This is a genomic window from Parabacteroides sp. MSK.9.14 (genome assembly GCF_019041495.1).
Taxonomy (GTDB): domain Bacteria; phylum Bacteroidota; class Bacteroidia; order Bacteroidales; family Tannerellaceae; genus Parabacteroides; species Parabacteroides merdae.
In genome coordinates, this window is the sequence record NZ_JAHPXO010000029.1 from 19,150 (window position 1) to 40,162 (window position 21,013).

Genomic DNA, 21,013 nt, shown 5'->3' on the forward strand with positions numbered 1-21,013 from the left:
GGCAAGCATACTTCACCCCTACATTATTTTATCTTGTTACTTTTCCACATTTCATTGAACGACTGCTTGGCAAAAGCTGGCAGTTCACGGCCCTTCCCCCATGCATTCAAAGCGTTGTAGATCATAAAACGAGGCATGTTATTGACTACCGGGGCAAACTTCAAAGCCGTATTGAACAGTTTCGGACGTTCCATCAGGAACTTCATGCCGCCGGACATAATCTTTTTCTCCGTACTCGCTTTCCCTATCTTATCCAAGTCCTGACGCCAGCGATAGATCTGTTCGCCGAGGTCTATCTTGACCGGGCAAACATTCGAGCAAGAGAGGCACAACGAACAGGCAGAAACATTGTCCGAATATTTCACCGGATCTTTCAGCATCCCTAGATTGATCCCAATCGGGCCGGGTATAAAATATGTATAGGAATAACCACCGCTACGGCGATAGACCGGACAAGTATTCATACACTCGCCACAACGGATGCAGTTCAGCGTACGGATATGATCGGGACATGCCAGGATATCACTCCGCCCGTTATCGACTATGATGATATGAAACTCACCTCCTTCTTTCGGTTTACAATAGTGAGAAGTGTAGGAAGTGATCGGCTGCCCCGTGCCGGAGCGTGCCAGCAGGCGGGTGAAGACACCTAACGAGTCCCGATCCGGCACGATCTTCTCCATTCCGAACGTCGCAATGTGAACATTCGGGAAAGAAGTTCCCATATCTGCATTCCCCTCGTTGGTGCAGACCACTATCTCTCCAGTCGAAGCAACTGCAAAGTTAGCTCCCGTCATGGCAACATCGGCTGTCAGGAATTTCTCACGCATATTTTTGCGGACGGCATGCGTCAGATAGGTCGGGTCGGAATTGCCTTTTTCCGTACCTAACACGCGCTCCATCATCTCGCCCACCTCCTGCCGCTTGATATGGATAGCGGGCATCACGATATGGCTGGGATGAAGTTTCATCCATTGAAGGATACGTTCGCCGAGGTCGCTCTCGATTATATCGTAACCTTTTCCGAACAGGTAATCGTTCATACCACACTCTTCTGTCAACATGGATTTGCTCTTTATCAGCGTATGCGCCTTGTGCTGTTGCAGGATTTCCTCGACGATCGCATTATGTTCCGCCGCGTCTTTCGCCCAATGGACAATCGCTCCGTTGGCCGTGGCGTTCTTCTCGAACTCTTCCAAAAGGACATCCAAATGGCTGTTCGAATAAAGTTTGATCTCACAAGCCAGTTCACGCAAGCGTTCCCATTCGGGAAGCGAATGGCTCATTTTATCCCGTTTGACACGGACCATCCAGAGGGTTTCGTCGTGCCAGGCTTCCTGCTTGCGGTTCCCGATGAAGCGGGCAGCCGCTTTTGAATGTTTCGTGCTCATAATCCGGAGGCTAATATTTCAACAATATGAATCGTTTTGATCGGAAGGTTGTCACGCTTGATCACGCCTTCCATATGCATCAGGCAGGAACTGTCGGCACCGGTGATGTACTCGGCTCCTGTGCTCATGTGGTCCTTCACCTTATCTCGTCCCATACAGACGGACACTTCGGGTTCCTCAATCGCAAACATGCCACCGAACCCACAGCACTCGTCGATACGTTTCGGTTCGAATATCTCAATGCCTTTCACCAAAGAGAGGAGATCGCGCAACTTAGAAAAATACGGGATATTCCGTTCACTCGGAGAAGAAAGATGCAACTCGCGCACACCGTGACAGCTATTGTGAATGCTTACCTTGTGGGGAAATTCAGCTTTCAGTTCCTTGACCTTCACAATATCGTGCAGAAACTCGCAGATATCATAAATCTTCTTGCTGTTCATACACACATGACCTGCCTTTTCCAGAATACCGGGATGATTCTCTTTCACGAAAGCGACACAACTGGCAGAAGGGCCAACCACATAATCGTACGAACGGAACAATTCTTCCATACGCAGCGCCAACCCTGCCGATTCATGCTCGAATCCGGCATTTGCCATTGGCTGGCCACAACAAGTCTGGTCTAACGGATAATCCACATCCAACCCGAGACTTTTCAATAATTTATAGGAAGCAACACCAACTTCCGGATATACCGCATTGATATAACAGGGAATAAATAATCCTATCTTCATATTGGTTTATTTTAATTACCACAAATGTAATAATTATTTCTGTTACTTTGAACTTGATCCAAAAGTAACAAATCACTTATACTCCTGCCAGCTTCGGATTTGTATATCGTCCATGCCCAGCGTGCAAAATGCTTCGATAAAGGCGCTTGCCAGACGGGCATTTGTGATGAGCGGAACGTTCAGATCGATGGCGGCACGACGGATCTTATAGCCATTATTCAACTCACCGGCTGAAAGGTCGCGCGGAATATTCACAACCATGTCAATCTTCCTTTCGTGGAGCATGGTGAGTGCTTGAGGTTCCATGTCCTCCTCGCTCGGCCAGTAAACCCGCGTACTGGAGATGCCGTTTTCTTCGAGAAAGCGGTGTGTCCCGCCTGTTGCAAAGAGGTTGTAGCCTTTCGATGCCAACATCTTGGCGGCATCCAACATGGCCACTTTCTGTTTTGGCGTACCCGTCGAGAGCAGAATATTCTTTTCTGGGATACGGAGACCGACGGAAAGCATACTTTTCAAAACAGCCTCGGAAACATCGTCGCCGATACACCCGACCTCGCCCGTCGAAGCCATATCAACACCTAAAACAGGGTCAGCTTTCTGCAAGCGGTTGAAGGAGAACTGCGAGGCTTTGATACCTACATAATCCAGATCGAATTCGTTCTTATTAGGTTTCTCGACAGGTAAACCTAACATGATGCGAGTGGCCAGTTCAATAAAGTTAATCTTCAATACTTTGCTGACGAAAGGAAAGGAACGGCTCGCGCGAAGGTTACATTCGATCACCTTGATCTCGTTGCCTTTCGCCAGATATTGGATGTTGAACGGACCAGAGATATTCAGCTCTTTTGCGATCTGCTTGCTGATACGCTTGATGCGGCGGACCGTTTCAACATACAGCTTTTGTGCGGGAAACTGGATAGTTGCATCGCCGGAATGCACACCGGCAAACTCGATATGTTCGGAGATAGCATACATGACGATCTCACCCTTATCGGCTACTGCATCCATTTCCACTTCCTTGGCATGTTCGATGAACTGGCTGACAACGACCGGATGTTTCTGCGACACGTTGGCTGCCAGCTGCAAGAAGCGTTCGAGTTCTTCCTGGTTGGAGCAGACATTCATGGCGGCGCCACTCAGCACATAACTCGGACGAACCAAGACCGGAAAACCCACCTCAGCCACAAACTCGTTGATATCTTCCATCGACGAAAGCTCTTTCCAACGCGGCTGGTCCACACCGATGCGGTCCAGCATGGCGGAAAATTTCTCGCGATCTTCGGCATTGTCGATACTCTTGGCGGATGTCCCCAAGATATTGACATGCTGCTCGTCCAGACGCATCGCCAGGTTATTGGGTATCTGGCCGCCTGTTGAAACAATCACGCCATGCGGATTTTCCAGTTCGAGGATATCCATCACACGCTCGAAGGTCAGTTCATCGAAGTAAAGGCGGTCACACATATCATAGTCGGTCGAAACTGTTTCAGGATTGTAGTTGATCATCACCGAACGCCAACCTTCCTTACGGATCGTTTCCAACGCCTGCACGCCACACCAGTCGAACTCGACCGAACTGCCGATCCGGTAAGCGCCGGAACCCAGCACGACGATGGAACGGTGGTCACCCTGATACTGCACGTCGTTTTCCGTACCGCTATAGGTCAGATACAGATAGTTCGTCTGCGCCGGGTATTCAGCAGCCAGCGTATCGATCTGTTTCACTACCGGAACGATGCCGTGTTCCTTACGAAACTGGCGGATCTGCATCATACCTTTTTCTATATTTCCCTCAAGGCCGAAGGCGCGAGCTATCTGAAAATCGGAGAAACCTTGCCGTTTCGCCTTGCGAAGCAATGAACTATGGACTATGGACGATTGACAATTATCAGGATTGCGATATTCTTTTTTAATTGCCAATTGTCCATTGTCCATTGTCAATTTATGCAACTCCTTGGAGGTACACATGATTCCGTAGAGTTTTTGTAGGAACCACCGGTCTATCTTGGTCAGTTCGTGTATCTGATCGATGGTATATCCGGCACGGAACGCTTTGGAGATAACGAAGATACGGGTGTCGGTCGGTTTATGGAGTGCCTTGTCGATGTCGGTTATCACCAGCTCCTTGTTTTCTACGAAACCATGCATGCCCTGTCCGATCATACGCAACCCTTTTTGGATCGCCTCTTCGAAGGTGCGCCCGATCGCCATCACCTCGCCCACAGATTTCATGCTCGACCCCAACTCACGAGCCACACCATGAAACTTACCCAAATCCCAGCGCGGGATCTTGCAGACCACATAGTCGAGAGCCGGTTCGAAGAAAGCACTTGTCGTCTTCGTCACCGAGTTTTTCAAATCAAAAAGGCCGTAACCCAGTCCCAACTTGGCTGCGACGAAAGCCAACGGATAACCAGTTGCTTTAGAGGCCAGCGCAGACGAACGGGAAAGACGGGCGTTCACTTCGATCACGCGGTAGTCTTCGCTCTCCGGATCGAAAGCATATTGCACGTTACATTCGCCCACGATACCGATATGACGGATGATCCGGATAGCCAGTTCACGAAGTTTATGATACTCGCTGTTGGTCAGTGTCTGTGACGGAGCGATCACGATGCTTTCGCCGGTATGGATACCCAACGGGTCGAAGTTCTCCATGTTGCAGACCGTGATACAGTTGTCGAAACGGTCGCGCACCACCTCATATTCCACTTCTTTCCATCCCTTCAAACTCTTTTCCACCAACACTTGAGAAGAGAAAGAGAAGGCTTTTTCAACCAGTACATCCAGTTCCTCCTCATTGTCGCAGAAGCCGGAGCCGAGGCCGCCCAAAGCATAAGCGGCACGGACAATCACCGGATAGCCTAACTCGGCAGCAGCCCGGCGGGCATCTTCGGCATTTTCCACCGCTTCGCTCTTGATCGTCTTCACACCGATCTCGTCGAGTTTGCGGACGAAGAGTTCGCGATCCTCCGTATCCATGATTGCCTGTACCGGAGTACCGAGTACACGGACGTTATATTTTTCCAGCACACCACTCTGGTAAAGCGCCACACCGCAGTTCAACGCCGTCTGGCCTCCAAAAGCGAGCAGGATGCCATCCGGACGTTCTTTGGCGATCACCTTTTCGACAAAGAAGGGAGTGACGGGCAGGAAATAAACGGTATCTGCCACTCCTTCCGAAGTCTGTACCGTAGCGATGTTCGGATTGATAAGCACTGTCTGGATTCCCTCCTCCTTGATGGCTTTCAAAGCCTGGCTACCTGAATAGTCGAATTCTCCCGCTTCACCGATCTTTAGGGCGCCGGAACCGAGTATCAGGACTTTCTTTATATCTTCTTTCATTTTCAGACTCTTTTATTCGTTAACATTTTTAGATCTGTCGTCCCAATTCCTAAAGCAAATCGACAAACTTATCGAAGATAAACTCCGTATCGGTCGGTCCGCTACATGCTTCGGGATGAAACTGGGAAGAGAAGAAAGGCTTCGTCTTATGCCGGATTCCTTCGTTTGTCCCGTCGTTCATATTGACAAAGAGCGGTTCCCAGTCAGCCCCCAATGTGTCATTATCCACTGCGTAGCCGTGATTCTGGGAGGTGATAAAACACTTCTCCGTCCCCACCATACGCACCGGCTGGTTATGGCTGCGGTGGCCATACTTCAGTTTATAGATCGAAGCACCGCCTGCTTTGGCAAGCAACTGGTTTCCCATGCAAATGCCACAGATCGGTTTGTCCCTATCCAATGCCTTGCGGATATTCCGGACAGCAACATCGCAAGTATTAGGATCGCCAGGGCCGTTCGAAAGGAAAAGCCCATCGTATTCCAAATGATTGAAATCATAGTTCCAGGGAACACGTATCACCGCTACATTCCGCTTCAAAAGGTTACGGATGATATTGGCTTTCACACCACAATCGAGAAGCACAACACGCTTCAAGAGTTGAGAGTTGAAAGTTGAAAATTGAAAGTTGTCGAAGCCTACAGGGTAATGGGTGGTGATCCCGTCAGGTAAGTAGGCGACAATGTCTTTGCAAGAAACACGATCCACATAATTGATGCTACCGTAATCCGGTATTTCCCCTCCACTTTCACCTTCTTTATCGGCGGTGCCGATAACGATACGTCCCATCATTACCCCGTGCTCTCGTATCTTTTTTGTCAGCGCACGGGTATCGATGCCGGTGATTCCGGGAATCTTCTCACGTTTCAACCAGTCACCAAGGCTTTCCACAGCATTCCAGTGGCTATACTCTTCACTATAGTCACTCACGATAATCGCCTCCGCATGAATTTTCTCACTCTCCATGAAGGTAGGCAAGCCGTTCTCTTCGATAGAGAAAGGAGGCACCCCGTAGTTTCCGACCAACGGATAAGTCAGAACCATCAACTGCCCGGCATACGAAGGGTCGGTAAGACTTTCGGGATAACCGGTCATAGCAGTGTTGAACACCACTTCGCCGGCCACTGCCTTGTCAAAACCAAAAGAGAAGCCGTGAAACATGCTTCCGTCGTCTAAGACCAATGTTGCTGTTTTTCTTGTCATTTTCAATATTCAATTATCATTTTTCAATTCCCCAATATTCCTCTTCCATATAATGAATGAACGCTTCGTTCACCATTCGTACACCACCAGGTGTCGGATAATCACCGGAGAAATACCAGTCGCCCGGATGATCAGGACAAGCGGCATGTAACCCTTCGAGTGTCTGGTAGACAATCTCCACCTTCGCACGTGTTCCTACGGGGGTAAGCAGTTCCACCATCTTGGCCGAAATTTCCTCGTCGGTGAAAGACGCATAAATCTCCTTCACATAATTTACGGTCGCATCGCACGGCATAACCTGCTGCCGCTTGGCTTTCTTATAGGCATCGAGCAGAACGGATTCCATCCCCTTGTCCACTAAAAGTGCCACGGCAGCCTTGAACGCGATAAATTCGCTCATACGAGACATATCAATACCGTAATAGTCCGGATAGCGCACCTGCGGAGACGAGCTGACCACCACGATCTTCTTCGGATTCAGGCGGTCCAGAATACCGATGATACTCTGCCGGAGTGTCGTACCGCGCACGATACTGTCGTCGATCACGACCAGATTGTCCTCGAAAGGCACGATGCTTCCGTACGTGATATCGTACACATGGGCAGCCAGATCGTTACGACTGTTTCCCTCGGCAATAAAGGTACGCAATTTTATATCTTTGATCGCTACTTTTTCACACCTAACACGCATGGACAGGATTTGTTCCAGTTCTTCCTCCTGAAGCAGGTGGCTGCGATCGGCGATCCATTCCTTTTTCTTCTTGTTCAAATATTCGTTCATGCCCTCCTGCAATCCAAAGTAGGCGACCTCCGCCGTATTCGGGATAAAGGAAAAGACCGTATGGTTCAGATCGTTGTCCACAGCCTTCAAGACTGCAGGTACAAGATTTTCACCCAACCGTTTCCGTTCGCGGTAAATATCCCGATCGCTTCCACGTGAGAAGTAAATGCGCTCGAACGAGCAGGCCTTATTTTCCTTCGGCTCTACGATCTGCGACGTATGCCAATTACCTTGCTTGTTGATGATCAGTGCCTCTCCCCTTTTCAGTTCATGTACATCTTCGGCAGGCACGTTCATGGCCGTCTGGATCACCGGACGTTCGCTTGCCAGGATCACGATCTCGTCATCGGCATAATAGAACGCCGGACGGATGCCCCAGGGATCGCGCACGCTGAAAGACTCACCACTCCCGGTCAATCCGCAGATCACGAAACCACCGTCCCACTGCGGGGCACAACGTTTCAGGACATTCGACAGGTCGACATTTGCCTCGATCGCATGGGTGATATTCATTCCTTTCAGCCCTTCGGCTTCGTACTTCCGGTACAGGCGTTCGACCTCACGGTCCAGACGGTGCCCCACCTGTTCTAGCATGATGAAAGTGTCGGCATAGGCACGCGGATGCTGGCCGATGGCTGTTATCTCTTCAAAAATATCCTGTACGTTAGTAAGATTGAAATTACCGCAAAGAGCAAGGTTCTTGGCTCTCCAGTTGTTACGGCGTAAAAAAGGATGGACATAGGAAATACCGGATTTCCCGGTCGTACTGTAACGCAGGTGTCCCATATAAAGCTCTCCTGCAAAGGGAAGGTTTGTTTTAGCAAAAAGCGGATCATTCAGTTTGTCGGGCGGCAAATCCTTGTAATACTCATGAACGGCTGCGAATATCTCGGTAATGGCTTCTGTGCCTAATGCTCTTTCCCGAAACATATATTCTTCGCCGGGACTAGCTTCCAACTTGACGCATGCTAAACCGGCTCCTTCTTGACCGCGGTTATGCTGCTTTTCCATCAACAAATAGAGCTTATTGAGCCCATACATCCAGGTTCCATACTTCTGATGATAATATTCCAAAGGCTTTAGTAACCGGACCATGGCGACTCCACACTCGTGTTTAAGTACTTCCATTTGGTTCTATCTTGTTTATTCCGACTGCAAAGATACTTACATTATATTACATAATGTTCATATAAACGAAGTTTATTTGACACATTAATAGAAATAATCATTTTATCTACCATTTAGTTAAATTATTCTATAAAACAATATTCTTTCAACAAATCTACCAAATAAAAAGAAAAAGTCCTTTCATCACATACGGATCGTAAGAAAGCAAAAGGCTTTTTTATATAATCATTATCAGAGCGATTTTGTTCTGGGAAATCGCTTTTGGATTTCTCATTTACACAAACTGACTTTATAAACAAAATGCGGCATGTCCACCCCTCGGTAATGCTTAATGAAGGTTGCCACTTTTTGCATGCCATTGCGCCGCGCTACTTTTTGGGAAGCAATATTGGTATCCCGTATGATCGAATAGACCTCTTCGAAACCAAGCGTATGGAAAGCATACTCCCGACAAGCGACAGCAGCTTCGATAGCAAAGCCCTTATGCCAAAACTCCTTTTTAAAAAGGTAACCGATTTCAGGGACTCGTTTTCCGTCAAATTCCTGATAAGTAATACCACACTGCCCAATTAGTTCGTTGCTACCTTTCTCAACCACTCCCCATAAACCGAAGCCGTCGTGCCGGTACCGTCCGAACTGCCTATCCAGCCAGTTTTGCACTTCCTGATCGTTGAATGCCCCTTCATAGGCATACATGACTTCATCGTCCTGCAACAGTTTGCACACATCCTTAAAATCTCCTTGTTCCAATCCCCGTAATAACAATCGTTCCGTTTCCAGTATTTTCATATCATCCTCCACATTTATAAAATCATCAATTCCGAAACATTTAAGTTTCTCACCTTTACCAACACTATTTCCGGTAAAAGAACTTTTACCTCCTCTTCTTCTCCCGTTTTTTTCCAATACACGACAAAATTAACGCGTGCCTCTTTCAGTTCATATCCCTTATCCAGCCATTTCTCGATCTCTTTTTTGAAACTGTTTGAAAAACGGACAACTTCCTTATCCGACGAATCGCAACAACCGCCCTCCATCAACCGCAATGGCATGCCACTTTTCAGATTTCCAATCGACTCCTGCCTCCTTGCATCTTTGAAAAAATCCAACCATACATCGCGATGCGTAAGCAAGAACAGTAAACGTTCCGGCATCGGATAATAAGCCTTATCGAACCGGATAATTTTTTCCTCATTGCCGAAAATTTCCGGATAATAGCTATTCAAATGGATCGATAACTTATTTTTGGCACGTGTGAGTGCTACATAAATCTCACGTCTCTTTTCATCCGTGACAGGCTGATTATCCCCTAATAAATCCCTATTATCGTTTAAAAGCAGAAAGACATTATCAAACTCTTTCCCTTTTGCCTTGTGAATCGTAGAAACAACGATAGTTTCTCCCCGAACGGCATAGAAATCTTCCAGCTTCGATTCAAACAGATACGTTTCCCAATCCGAACGATACTTACAGGGATAAAGTTGTTCGAAATTCTGAATAATCCCCCGGCAAATTTCCCAAGAAGCAGCTTCACAATATTCATTTTTAATAGCTTGTTTTGCCTCAGCCCAGCATACTTCATCTATCAGATGAACCTCCGCTTGCGATCCTAAAATCCGGTTGAAGAAACGCATCTCATCCATATCGCACAGACGGAAACCCTCGTTCGACTGAATCAAACGGACTGGCATACGTTTATCTTTCAACAAACAGGCAACCTGTATCGCTTCCCAGTTTGTCTGAGTCAATACGCAGGTCGTTCCGATCAGAGGGGTTGCACAAATATCCTGCACCAATGGTATAACCATATTCGGCGACTGGTATTGAACGATACGGATCTCACCTTCATCCTGGTCGTGAGAAATGATCCGCGACTGCTTCATTCTTTCAGGTATAGTTTCCCAAAAACGATTCGCAAACTCAACCAAACACTTTTTGCTTCGGAAATTGACCAGCAAATCATGCGTACGAGCACCGTATTCATCGACCAGCTTTCTCATATATCGGGAATTCGAACGACGGAAACTGTAAATATTCTGGTCATCGTCACCTACCGCGACCACCTTCAAGTCCTCATTTTTACGAATAAGCGCCTCCACCAGTGCAAACTCGTCTTCAGTCATATCCTGCGCCTCATCAATCACCAGAACCGTTTTTGTAATACGATTTATCTCTACTTCCCCATTGTCTATTTTTCCCACGGCATCGATAATTACGGAAGATGATTTTTCTAAAGAACCTTGCAGCCCTAACAGGTCGAAACAATAAGAGTGGAAAGTCTTGATCTCAACATAACCAGCAGCAGTCCCTATCAAATCCCATAACCGTCGTCTGAATTCGCTCGCAGCAGCACGAGAAAAAGTCAGCATCAAGAGTTGTTCGTGCTTGACATCTTCCTCCAACAGCAAGTAAGCCAGTTTATGAACAAGTACACGTGTCTTTCCACTTCCGGGTCCCGCCATGACGACTATAGAACCGGGACGGTCATCCTTGACAATCTCCAATTGTGTTTCGGACAATTCCCCCAATAACCGCTGAAGTTTGGTATTCGTCATTTTCCGGTTAATCTCATCCCTCCGTTTACCAGGGAAATATTTTTGGAGGAATGACGAATAATTCAGTTGGAAATAGTCGTCAACAAATTCCAATGCATCGCTATTACCGGAAAGCATTTTCCGTACATATTCACCGACAATATTAATCTGCTGGATCTTATTGGCATAAAACAGTTCGAGTTTATGATAATCATCCTGTTTATATTGCATCTTATTATTCAGAACCAATCTGTCTATCTGCAATCGGTTGTATAACACCAAGAAGCCACCTTCGATCTGTAAGGCTTCTATCCGCGAAAGATACAAAAGAGTATCTTCAATGTCTTCCATCCGAATGGTATGCCCAAACAATTGTTTCCTGACATCCTTCTCATACGCCTCTTTCAGCTCAAGCATGGAAAACTCGACCAAAATATTTCCGCTCTGTTCCAGCTCGCTGGACTGTCCTGTTTTCTCAAACAAATAACGAATGATGAAATCAGACAAGAGATGCCTCCCTTCCGTCAGTTCTTCCAGATCGAGGACCGATCCGGTACGGGCAATCGTGACATAATTATGCGCTTTATCCAAGTATATCCGTTTGATCCAGTTCTTTTCAGACCAAAAATTAAGGAGTCTGTTTAGCTTATCTGGCGAAATACTTTTTCCAGTCTCGATCTCGGCTTCTTTCCGTAGCTCTTTCAGATTGAAAGATTGTTCTTTTGCGGTAAAAACGGATAAAAGGTATTCATCAAGACGGTTGTAAAGAAGGACTGTTTCAAGCGAACGATTGCTGTTTTCACCTTTTTTTATATAAGCTGTCAAGTCACAAGCGTCTGCCAGAATATTCTCTTCCCGCAACAAGCGAATGACCAGCATCACTTCTTGCCGGGATATCCCCAAATGGTCCGAGATATAATCGATACGAGATTCCGGGATCTCGCCATTTACATGCTTGCGGCTTCTCGTCGAAATTAATTTTTTGATGATACGTATCGCTTCTTCCTTTTGAGTGTCATCAAAACGTGGAGAGACTGTTATTCTATCGATAGCCTCCTGAGCTGTTTTCGCAAGGATACTATCAGCAAAAACACATGGATTGTTTTGCCCCCGCCGAATATAACCGGCCTCCTCAAGCGCGGCTATTGCAGTGGTTACACGCGTTTCCACGTCCAGAATATTTTCATTCCAACCAGCTTTACGGGCAAGTTCAAGAGCTGACAACGAAATCCTGGAACTGGTAAGTTCTTTAATTGCTTTCCAAACCTGCTGTATCTCTTTAATACGCAGTTTGGTCTGGTTTAGCAAATAGAAGTGCTTGTCCAGATCCTCTTCGTTGAAAAGAACGTAACAATCCGCCTCAATTGATTCGTCACGCCCGGCTCTACCAGCCTCCTGCACATAATTTTCCAATGAATCCGATATCTCGTAATGAACCACCAGACCGACATTTTTCTTGTCGACCCCCATTCCAAAAGCAGAGGTAGCGACCATTATCCGGATTTTATTGTCTATGAAATCATTCTGACTGGACGTTTTCATCCGGGTTTCCATCTTTCCGTGAAAAGTACCGGCCGAAAAACCATCCTGCTGCAAGCGCGTGGCAACTTTGGCTGCCGTACGGGTACGGGAAACATAAACTATAGCCGGACAATCATGGTCTTCAATGATACTCCGTAACAGTCCATATTTTTCATCTTCATTTTCTACCTTGAAAACTTTGTATTTTAGATTTTTGCGGGTACTTCCCGAACAAAATGTTTTAAAGCGTATATTTAGCTTTTCGAAAAAATAGTCTTTGATATCTTGTATTACATTCTGCTTGGCAGTGGCTGTAAAACAGGACACCGGTATCGCCTGCTTCCCTCCTTTTTGTTCCTGTAACAGACGTATGAAATCACCTATATATAGATAATCCACACGGAAATCCTGTCCCCAAGCTGAGAAACAGTGTGCCTCGTCAATAACGAAACGAACCACTTTCCGCCCGACCAACAACCGTTCTATCGTTTTCGAACGAAGCGACTCCGGCGATATATACAAGATGGAAACCGACCCTTCTTCCACCCTTTGGATAGCATGGGCACGTTCCACCGGGTCTAACATCCCGTTGATGGTAACAACATCCATGATTTCATTTTTCCACAGGTTATCCACTTGGTCCTTCATCAGGGATTGCAAGGGAGAGATAACGACAGTAAGTCCTTTTATCCGTTTACCGCTCATCAAAGCCGGGAGCTGGAATGTGATGGATTTTCCTCCGCCTGTCGGAAAAACAGCCAAAAGAGATTCTCCTTCAATCGCAGCCTCCACCGCTTTCTGCTGCAGATCTTCTCCTTCATAGGTACGGAACGAATCATATTTGAAAAAATATTTCAGTCCTTCCTTACCGTTAAATGCTCCTCTGCAATAAGCACATTCGTTATTTTCACAAGGCGTATCCCGCAAACGCTCCATCACCCATCCTACCTTCGGGTAATTATGCAATACCCAAAGCGGAATGCCGGAACTGCTATTCCAACAATTAATCAAAGACAGGCCATAAGCCAATTCCACCGGATAAGAGGTGATCAATTCAGCAAGCGGAGAAGATATACAGATGTCTTTACTGAAACACTCAAGGATACTACCCGATAAATCATCCAGAATATCCGGTGCATAATCTATGTAATCAAAAAAGCCGCCGAACTCATCCGTATCATGCAATAACCCGTAATAGATCATTTTCAGCATACTATCCAAGCGTTCAAAAGCGTTTTGTTCTTCCTCGAATAACAACAACGATTTCAGCGAATCGTTTACCGGGTTATTGGGTTTATCAGCCTGTAACTTATCATCCTTGGACAGTTGATGATGCAGTTTTTCCGGGAACAGCAACGAGGATAGATAGAGCGTATCAATTATTTTCGGTTGTCGGCAGCCTGCTTTCTCAAACTGAGGTTTCAAATAAGAAAGGTCATGTTTTAATATATTATGCCCGCCAATATAAGGTACCTGATGCAAAAAAAGCAACAGATTATCAAAGGAATTTTCATGAAAAGGAGTTCTGTCGGATCGGACAGCTCCGATATCCACTACCCGGCAGGTGTTCAGCGTTACTTCCAGATCAACAAAGGTTATGTCTTTCATGGGCTACATTTTTGTTTTGTAGCAAAAATACATTTTTTCTTTTATCCTCAAGCAACCACACCAAAAAAATCCTTTCTCGACTATCTTTCCCATATTGTCATTTTGATAATAATCTCCTGCCGAAAACGAGAGATACTACCACTCCTTCGGACGAAGAGAAGCCGAGAGAACTCTAAGACTCTTGGCTCTTGACTAAGAAATCTCACATTTTCATATTCCCTATTACAAAGAAATTAGTATATTTGTCTAACGTTAAAATTCAAATTATGAGAATTTACTACTTCATTATCACCCTCATTATCAGTTTTTGTGTTTCCCTTCAGGCACAAAACAATGCGGACAAATTCAAGCAACAGGCACAAAGTAGCTTTGAGAACAAAGACTATACGAAAGCCCGCTATCTTTATATCCAGGCATACAAGGATTACGCAAATGAAGGAAAAATAACGCAGGCAATCGAATGCGGTACACAGGCGGCATCCCTCTATCACCGCGAGAACTACTATCAGGAAGCGTTCGACCTCTGCCGACAAATGAGCCAGATAGTGGCAAATCAGGAACATGCAGAGCAAAAGAAACTGTACGGCCTGCGTTTTGGGATAACAAAAGAGCGCCTACAAATGTACATCAAGCTAAGAAACACCGCGCAAGCACAGCTCCAGCTTAACATGCTGGACAACCTGGCCGAAGAATCAGGCAATCCCGAACTTACCGAAGAACTGTTGTACACAAAAACCGATTATTTCTATATCTTCGAACAGAAAAAAGAAGGAGACGCAGCATTCAACAAGCTCATCAGCCAATACCGGGAGAAAAAGGAATACGGTAAAATCGACGAATGCTATCAAAATCTGATCGCAATTGCCCGCAAAGCCAATAATATCTCGTTGCTAGAGCAAACCTACGAGAAATATATGGTATGGACCGATTCCGTAAAAATGCTTACCGCAGAGGACAAATTGGGTGCCCTGCAACAAAAATACGACAGCAGCCTGCAAACGATACTGGAAAAAGAAGACCAGCTATCAGCCAAGCAGTATATCATCGCCGGGCTCTGCACGTTAGCCGCCATCCTAATTGCCGCATTGGCGTTTCTGGCATTTCTGGTCATACGCTTCATACTCCTGAACCGGAAGTTGAAGAAGATCATCCAGACCATCACCGAGCACAGCGAACAACAGACCGGATTCATCCAAAGTATATCGGCGCAGATGGAACCGACACTAGACGAAATGAGCAAATCGGTAGCCGGATTGCAAATCACAGCACCCAGACAAGCAAAAGCCATACAAGCCCGTATCGATGCCCTAAAACAGTTCGGAAATCATATACAAGAACTTTCTTTGTTGGAAAACTCCTTGCTGGAAACCTACGAAGCACAATCTTTTAATGTCAGCTCTTTCTGCGAGAAAGTGATGGAACAGGTAAAAGAGGATGTCCGTCCGGACGTTGAAGTCACTGCTGATATCCCAAAGATCGAAATCAAGACAAATGCCGAACAGCTGCAACGCATCTTGCTACACCTGCTGAGAAATGCGGCGATCTACACGACATCAGGCAAAATCAAGCTGGAATTCAAGAAGAAAGGAGCCCATATCTGTCAGTTCATCGTTACCGACAGCGGTCCGGGTATCCCTGTCGAAAAGCAAATGGCGATCTTCAAGCCTTTTACTGAAATCAAGGATCTGACTGATGGAGACGGACTGGGATTACCCATCTGCTCCCTAATCGCTTCGAAGATGAACGGCACACTGTCCATAGACCCCGAATACAAAAAAGGCAGCCGCTTTATTCTGGTATTGCAGGTGTAACCTGACACATACATTGCCTGCCGCAGACGAGTGCGCATCCCTGTATCGTCTGCGGCAGGTCGCATCCGGTAAATTTCATTCCATCCTCTCCTTTATTATCCTCCAAGAATACGTATCGAAAGAATACAATATACTTTCTATTTGAAAGAATTAAACAATAGTTTTATTACAAATTGTCACACAAATCAGCAAAACACTTTCAAATAGAAACAAACCAATCTATAGAATAAAAAAGCTTCTCCTTATCCGCACTCAATATTATTACATTTTGAAACAAATAACATATATTTGCCAAGCAATTTGATAAACAAATCAAATACATTACAAACATAAGGTCAACTAACAATGGATATAAGGAGCAATTTGAACAATAAGCAAGGATTATACGATCCTGCCAACGAGCATGACGCTTGCGGCGTAGGACTGGTCGTAAACGTCCACGGCGGTAAATCGCACGGCATAGTGGAATCAGCCCTTAAAATATTGGAAAACATGCGGCACCGGGGTGCGGAAGGAGCGGATAACAAGACCGGCGACGGTGCAGGCATCCTGTTACAAATTCCACACGAGTTTATCTTACTGCAAGGCATCCCCGTACCGGAAAAAGGTAAGTACGGAACCGGACTAGTCTTCTTTCCGAAAGACGAGAAACAGCATTCGGCTATCCTCAGTATCATGATCGAAGAGATCGAAAAGGAAGGGTTGACCTTAATGCATCTGCGCAAAGTACCTGTCAACACGGACATCTTAGGAAAAGACGCACGGGATACAGAGCCGGATATCAAACAGGTGTTCATCACCGGATGTGACGACCAGCAAGTATTGGAACTGAAACTATACATCATCCGCAAACGAATCGAGAAACGGATGGCGGCATCCGATATACCGAACAGGAAAGATTTCTACGTAGCGTCACTTTCCACCAAGAGCATCATATATAAAGGCATGCTGGAATCAATGCAACTTCGCCATTATTTCCCTGATCTGACCAACCCCTACCTGACAAGCGGACTGGCACTCGTCCACTCCCGCTTCAGCACGAACACATTCCCGACCTGGAGTCTAGCACAACCGTTTCGCCTCCTGGCACACAACGGGGAAATCAATACGATACGGGGCAACCGTGGCTGGATGGAAGCACGTGAAAGCGTCCTGTCCTCTCCCCGCATCCCGAATATAGACGAGATACGCCCGATCATCCAGCCGGATATGAGCGACAGCGCTTCACTGGACAACGTGCTGGAATTCTTCGTGGCGTCCGGCATGAGCCTGCCACATGCCATGGCGATGCTGGTTCCGGAAAGTTTCAACGAAAAAAACCCGATATCGGAAGACCTGAAAGCGTTCTACGAATATCATTCCATCCTGATGGAACCGTGGGACGGCCCGGCCGCCCTGCTTTTCAGCGACGGACGGTATGCCGGAGGAATGCTCGATCGCAACGGCTTGCGCCCGGCACGTTATCTGATCACGAAAAACGGCATGATGGTCGTGGCATCCGAAGTGGGCGTAATGGACTTCGAGCCGGACGAGATAGAGGAAAAAGGACGCTTACAACCGGGCAAAATCCTGCTGGTCGATACGGAAGAAGGCAAGATCTATTACGACGGCGAACTGAAAAAGCAGCTTGCTGGCGCACAGTTCTACCGCGTCTGGCTAGCAAACAACCGGGTGGAACTGGACGAACTGAAGTCCGGGCGACACGTCCCGCACACCGTTGCCGGATATGACAGGATGCTACGCACTTTCGGGTACAGCCGCGAGGACATCGAGCGTATCATCGCCCCGATGTGCATAGGCAGCACGGAGCCGGTCGGTTCAATGGGAAACGACATACCACTGGCCGTCCTCTCCGAGCATCCTCAACTGCTGTTCAACTATTTCCGCCAACAGTTCGCCCAAGTGACGAACCCGCCAATCGATCCGCTCCGTGAGGATTTGGTCATGAGCCTAACAGAATATATTGGTGCTGTAGGAAGTAATATCCTCATACCGAACGAGGCACATTGTAAGATGGTACGCCTCGCTCACCCAATACTGACCAACACGCAATTAGATATTCTTTGCAACATCCGCTATAAAGGTTTCAAGTCCGTCAAGCTGCCGATGCTCTTCGAAGTATCGCAAGGCTGCGAAGGACTGAAAACCGCCCTCGACCGGCTTTGCATGCAAGCAGAACAATCTGTCGCAGACGGTGTGAACTACATCATCCTGAGCGATAAGGATGTGGACGAAACCCATGCCCCTATCCCTTCACTCCTTGCCGTCAGCGCCGTGCACCACCACCTGATCTCCGCACAAAAACGTGTGCAGACCGCATTGGTGGTGGAGACTGGGGAAATGCGCGAAGTGATGCACGCAGCCTTGCTCTTAGGCTACGGAGCAAGCGCCATCAACCCATATATGTCGTTCGCCATCCTCCAAGATCTGGTGGACAGGCAGGAAATACAGCTCAACTACGAAATGGCACGCAAGAACTACATCAAAGCGCTTTGCAAAGGTCTGTTCAAGGTCATGAGCAAGATGGGAATCAGCACGATCCGCAGCTATCGAGGCGCCAAGCTGTTTGAGGCAGTCGGCCTTTCGACCGCACTTACCGATGCCTATTTCGGAGGGACGGCCAGCAGTGTAGGCGGTATCCGCCTGCAAGAGATAGCCGCCGACGCCATCGCCCTGCATCATCAGGCCTTTAGAGGGACAATAGACAGTCTGACTCTTGAGCACAAAGGGCTATACAGTTTCCGCAAAGACGGCGAGAAACACGCATGGAACCCGGAAACGATCTCAGCCCTCCAACAGGCAACCCGTTTGGGTAGCTACAAGAAGTTCAAGGAATACACACATCTCGTAGACAAAAAGGATACACCAATCTTCCTCCGAGATTTCCTGACCTTCCGAACGGGAAAATCCATTCCGATCGAAGATGTGGAACCAATAAGCGAGATCATGAAGCGTTTCGTCACGGGCGCCATGAGCTTCGGCTCGATCAGCAAAGAGGCGCACGAGACGATGGCAGTAGCAATGAACAAGATACATGGACGCAGCAACACAGGGGAAGGAGGCGAAGACTCCGCCCGTTTCACTCCCCGCGAAGACGGTCTCTCCCTCCGTTCCGCCATCAAACAAGTGGCCTCCGGACGTTTCGGCGTAACCGCTGAATATTTAGTGAATGCAGAAGAGATACAGATCAAAGTCGCCCAAGGCGCAAAACCAGGTGAAGGTGGACAGCTGCCGGGATTCAAGGTTAACGACGTGATTGCCAAAACACGCCACTCCATTCCAGGTATCTCGCTGATCTCTCCTCCTCCCCACCATGACATTTACTCGATCGAAGACCTAGCACAACTGATCTTCGACCTGAAAAATGTCAACCCGAGTGCCGAAATAAGCGTGAAGCTGGTATCGGAAAGCGGTGTCGGGACAATTGCAGCAGGCGTAGCAAAAGCTAAAGCCGACCGCATCGTCATATCGGGAGCCGAAGGGGGAACAGGTGCTTCTCCGATGAGCTCCATCCGCTACGCCGGACTGCCTCCCGAACTGGGATTGTCGGAGACGCAACAGACACTGGTCATGAATAACCTTCGCGGGCAAGTCCGGCTGCAAACCGACGGACAGTTGAAGACCGGGCGCGACATCGTCCTGATGGCCCTGTTGGGAGCCGAAGAGTTCGGTTTCGCCACCTCCGCCCTGATCGTACTGGGCTGCGTGATGATGCGCAAATGCCACATGAACACCTGCCCGGTGGGTGTCGCCACCCAAAACGAGGAACTGCGCAAACGTTTCCACGGCCGTTACGAATATTTGGTGAACTTCTTCACCTTCCTCGCCGAAGAGGTCCGAGAATACTTGGCGGAGATGGGCTTCAAAAGGCTGGATGACATCATCGGGCGTACGGACCTGATCGATAAGCGCCCACCCACGCCATCTGCATCCGGCAAATACGCATTGCTCGATTTCTCCAAATTGCTGCACATCCCAGCACAGGCTGCTACAAATGCCATACGTCATACGGCAGAGCAGGTCCACTTGACCGGACATGTAAAAGACCAGGACATTATCCTGCATGCCATGCCGGCCATCGAGCACCGACAAGAGATTTCTTTGGATTATGCCATAGCCAACACCGACCGCTCGGTAGGTGCCATGCTCTCCGGTGAGATTGCCAAACGATACGGCAACTCAGGATTACCGGAACATACGCTTAATATCAAATTCAAAGGTTCGGCCGGACAGAGCTTCGGCGCCTTCCTTGCGCACGGTGTCAACTTCCGCCTCGAAGGAGAAGCCAACGATTATTTAGGCAAAGGCTTGAGCGGAGGACGTATCAGCGTGATGCCTCCGGTACGGTCGACCTTCATAGCCGAAAACAACACGATTGCCGGAAACACCCTGATGTACGGGGCGACAAGCGGCGAAGTGTATATCAACGGACGTGTAGGCGAACGTTTCTGCGTGCGTAACTCCGGTGCTATCGCCGTCGTAGAGGGAGTCGGTGACCACTGCTGCGAATATATGACCGGAGGACGCGTGGTGGTTCTCGGACGTACAGGGCGCAACTTCGCCGCCGGCATGAGCGGCGGTGTTGCTTATGTGTGGAACAAGGAAGGAGACTTCGACTACTACTGCAATATGGAGATGGTCGAACTCTCGCTGATCGAAGACAGCACGACACGCAAGGAACTGCACGAACTGATCCGCAAACATTACCATTTCACTGGCAGTCACCTCGCAAGCAAAATGCTTGACAACTGGAACAAGTATGTGGATGAATTCATACAGATCGTCCCGATCGAATATAAAAAGGTCTTGCAGGAAGAGCAGATGAAGAAGTTGCAACAAAAAATCGCTGAAATGCAGCGCGACTACTAAACGGCAGGGATACGTACCCGGCAAGTGAGGAGCGACCGTCCTTATGCGTGAGGAGTCACCGTCCTTACAAGGTCCCCCCCTACCCAT

The 21,013-nt window shown here is 47.6% G+C and carries 9 protein-coding genes; 2 read left to right on the plus strand and 7 right to left on the minus strand.

Features of this window, described 5'->3' with window-relative positions:
* Positions 1 to 23: 23 nt before the first annotated feature.
* From KTG12_RS15100 to KTG12_RS15130, 7 genes are all read right to left on the minus strand, one after another.
* Positions 24 to 1,391 (minus strand): lactate utilization protein B, encoded by a 1,368-nt coding sequence (locus KTG12_RS15100; RefSeq protein ID WP_005638598.1) that lies wholly within the window; start codon positions 1,389 to 1,391, stop codon positions 24 to 26.
* On the minus strand, positions 1,388 to 2,128 hold the full coding sequence (locus KTG12_RS15105; protein ID WP_005638600.1) for a (Fe-S)-binding protein: 741 nt from the start codon (positions 2,126 to 2,128) through the stop codon (positions 1,388 to 1,390). Before KTG12_RS15105 ends, KTG12_RS15100 begins: the two co-directional genes overlap by 4 nt.
* 72 nt (positions 2,129 to 2,200) lie before the next feature.
* A complete protein-coding gene (gene carB, locus KTG12_RS15110; RefSeq protein WP_046452031.1) occupies positions 2,201 to 5,473 on the minus strand; it encodes a carbamoyl-phosphate synthase (glutamine-hydrolyzing) large subunit in 3,273 nt (1,090 codons plus the stop codon).
* A gap of 49 nt (positions 5,474 to 5,522) precedes the next feature.
* Positions 5,523 to 6,674: a glutamine-hydrolyzing carbamoyl-phosphate synthase small subunit gene (gene carA / locus KTG12_RS15115; protein WP_138272468.1), complete on the minus strand. Its 1,152-nt coding sequence runs from the start codon at positions 6,672 to 6,674 to the stop codon at positions 5,523 to 5,525.
* A 16-nt stretch (positions 6,675 to 6,690) separates the two neighbouring features.
* Entirely contained in the window at positions 6,691 to 8,583 is a 1,893-nt protein-coding gene (locus KTG12_RS15120; RefSeq protein ID WP_119216221.1) for an amidophosphoribosyltransferase, read from the minus strand.
* Between the two features lie 270 nt (positions 8,584 to 8,853).
* On the minus strand, positions 8,854 to 9,372 hold the full coding sequence (locus KTG12_RS15125) for a GNAT family N-acetyltransferase (protein ID WP_122116255.1): 519 nt from the start codon (positions 9,370 to 9,372) through the stop codon (positions 8,854 to 8,856).
* 14 nt (positions 9,373 to 9,386) lie between these two features.
* The gene (locus tag KTG12_RS15130) at positions 9,387 to 14,246 is read right to left on the minus strand and encodes a RecQ family ATP-dependent DNA helicase (RefSeq protein WP_138272467.1); all 4,860 of its coding nucleotides are present in this window, start codon (positions 14,244 to 14,246) and stop codon (positions 9,387 to 9,389) included.
* A gap of 266 nt (positions 14,247 to 14,512) precedes the next feature.
* Here KTG12_RS15130 and KTG12_RS15135 point away from each other — a divergent pair, with 266 nt between their 5' ends.
* Positions 14,513 to 16,057: a HAMP domain-containing sensor histidine kinase gene (locus tag KTG12_RS15135; RefSeq protein ID WP_138272466.1), complete on the plus strand. Its 1,545-nt coding sequence runs from the start codon at positions 14,513 to 14,515 to the stop codon at positions 16,055 to 16,057.
* A gap of 345 nt (positions 16,058 to 16,402) precedes the next feature.
* Positions 16,403 to 20,926, plus strand: a complete 4,524-nt coding sequence (gene gltB / locus KTG12_RS15140) for a glutamate synthase large subunit (RefSeq protein WP_138272465.1) — start codon at positions 16,403 to 16,405, stop codon at positions 20,924 to 20,926.
* The last annotated feature ends 87 nt before the right edge of the window (positions 20,927 to 21,013 follow it).

What these genes read in the sequence shown, in the direction of transcription:
- carB (WP_046452031.1), bottom strand. Translation starts at nt 5,473, where the DNA reads ATGAAAGAAGATATAAAGAAAGTCCTGATACTCGGTTCCGGCGCCCTA.
- KTG12_RS15135 (WP_138272466.1), top strand. Translation starts at nt 14,513, where the DNA reads ATGAGAATTTACTACTTCATTATCACCCTCATTATCAGTTTTTGTGTT.
- KTG12_RS15130 (WP_138272467.1), bottom strand. Translation starts at nt 14,246, where the DNA reads ATGAAAGACATAACCTTTGTTGATCTGGAAGTAACGCTGAACACCTGC.
- KTG12_RS15100 (WP_005638598.1), bottom strand. Translation starts at nt 1,391, where the DNA reads ATGAGCACGAAACATTCAAAAGCGGCTGCCCGCTTCATCGGGAACCGC.
- KTG12_RS15105 (WP_005638600.1), bottom strand. Translation starts at nt 2,128, where the DNA reads ATGAAGATAGGATTATTTATTCCCTGTTATATCAATGCGGTATATCCG.
- KTG12_RS15125 (WP_122116255.1), bottom strand. Translation starts at nt 9,372, where the DNA reads ATGAAAATACTGGAAACGGAACGATTGTTATTACGGGGATTGGAACAA.
- carA (WP_138272468.1), bottom strand. Translation starts at nt 6,674, where the DNA reads ATGACAAGAAAAACAGCAACATTGGTCTTAGACGACGGAAGCATGTTT.
- KTG12_RS15120 (WP_119216221.1), bottom strand. Translation starts at nt 8,583, where the DNA reads ATGGAAGTACTTAAACACGAGTGTGGAGTCGCCATGGTCCGGTTACTA.
- gltB (WP_138272465.1), top strand. Translation starts at nt 16,403, where the DNA reads ATGGATATAAGGAGCAATTTGAACAATAAGCAAGGATTATACGATCCT.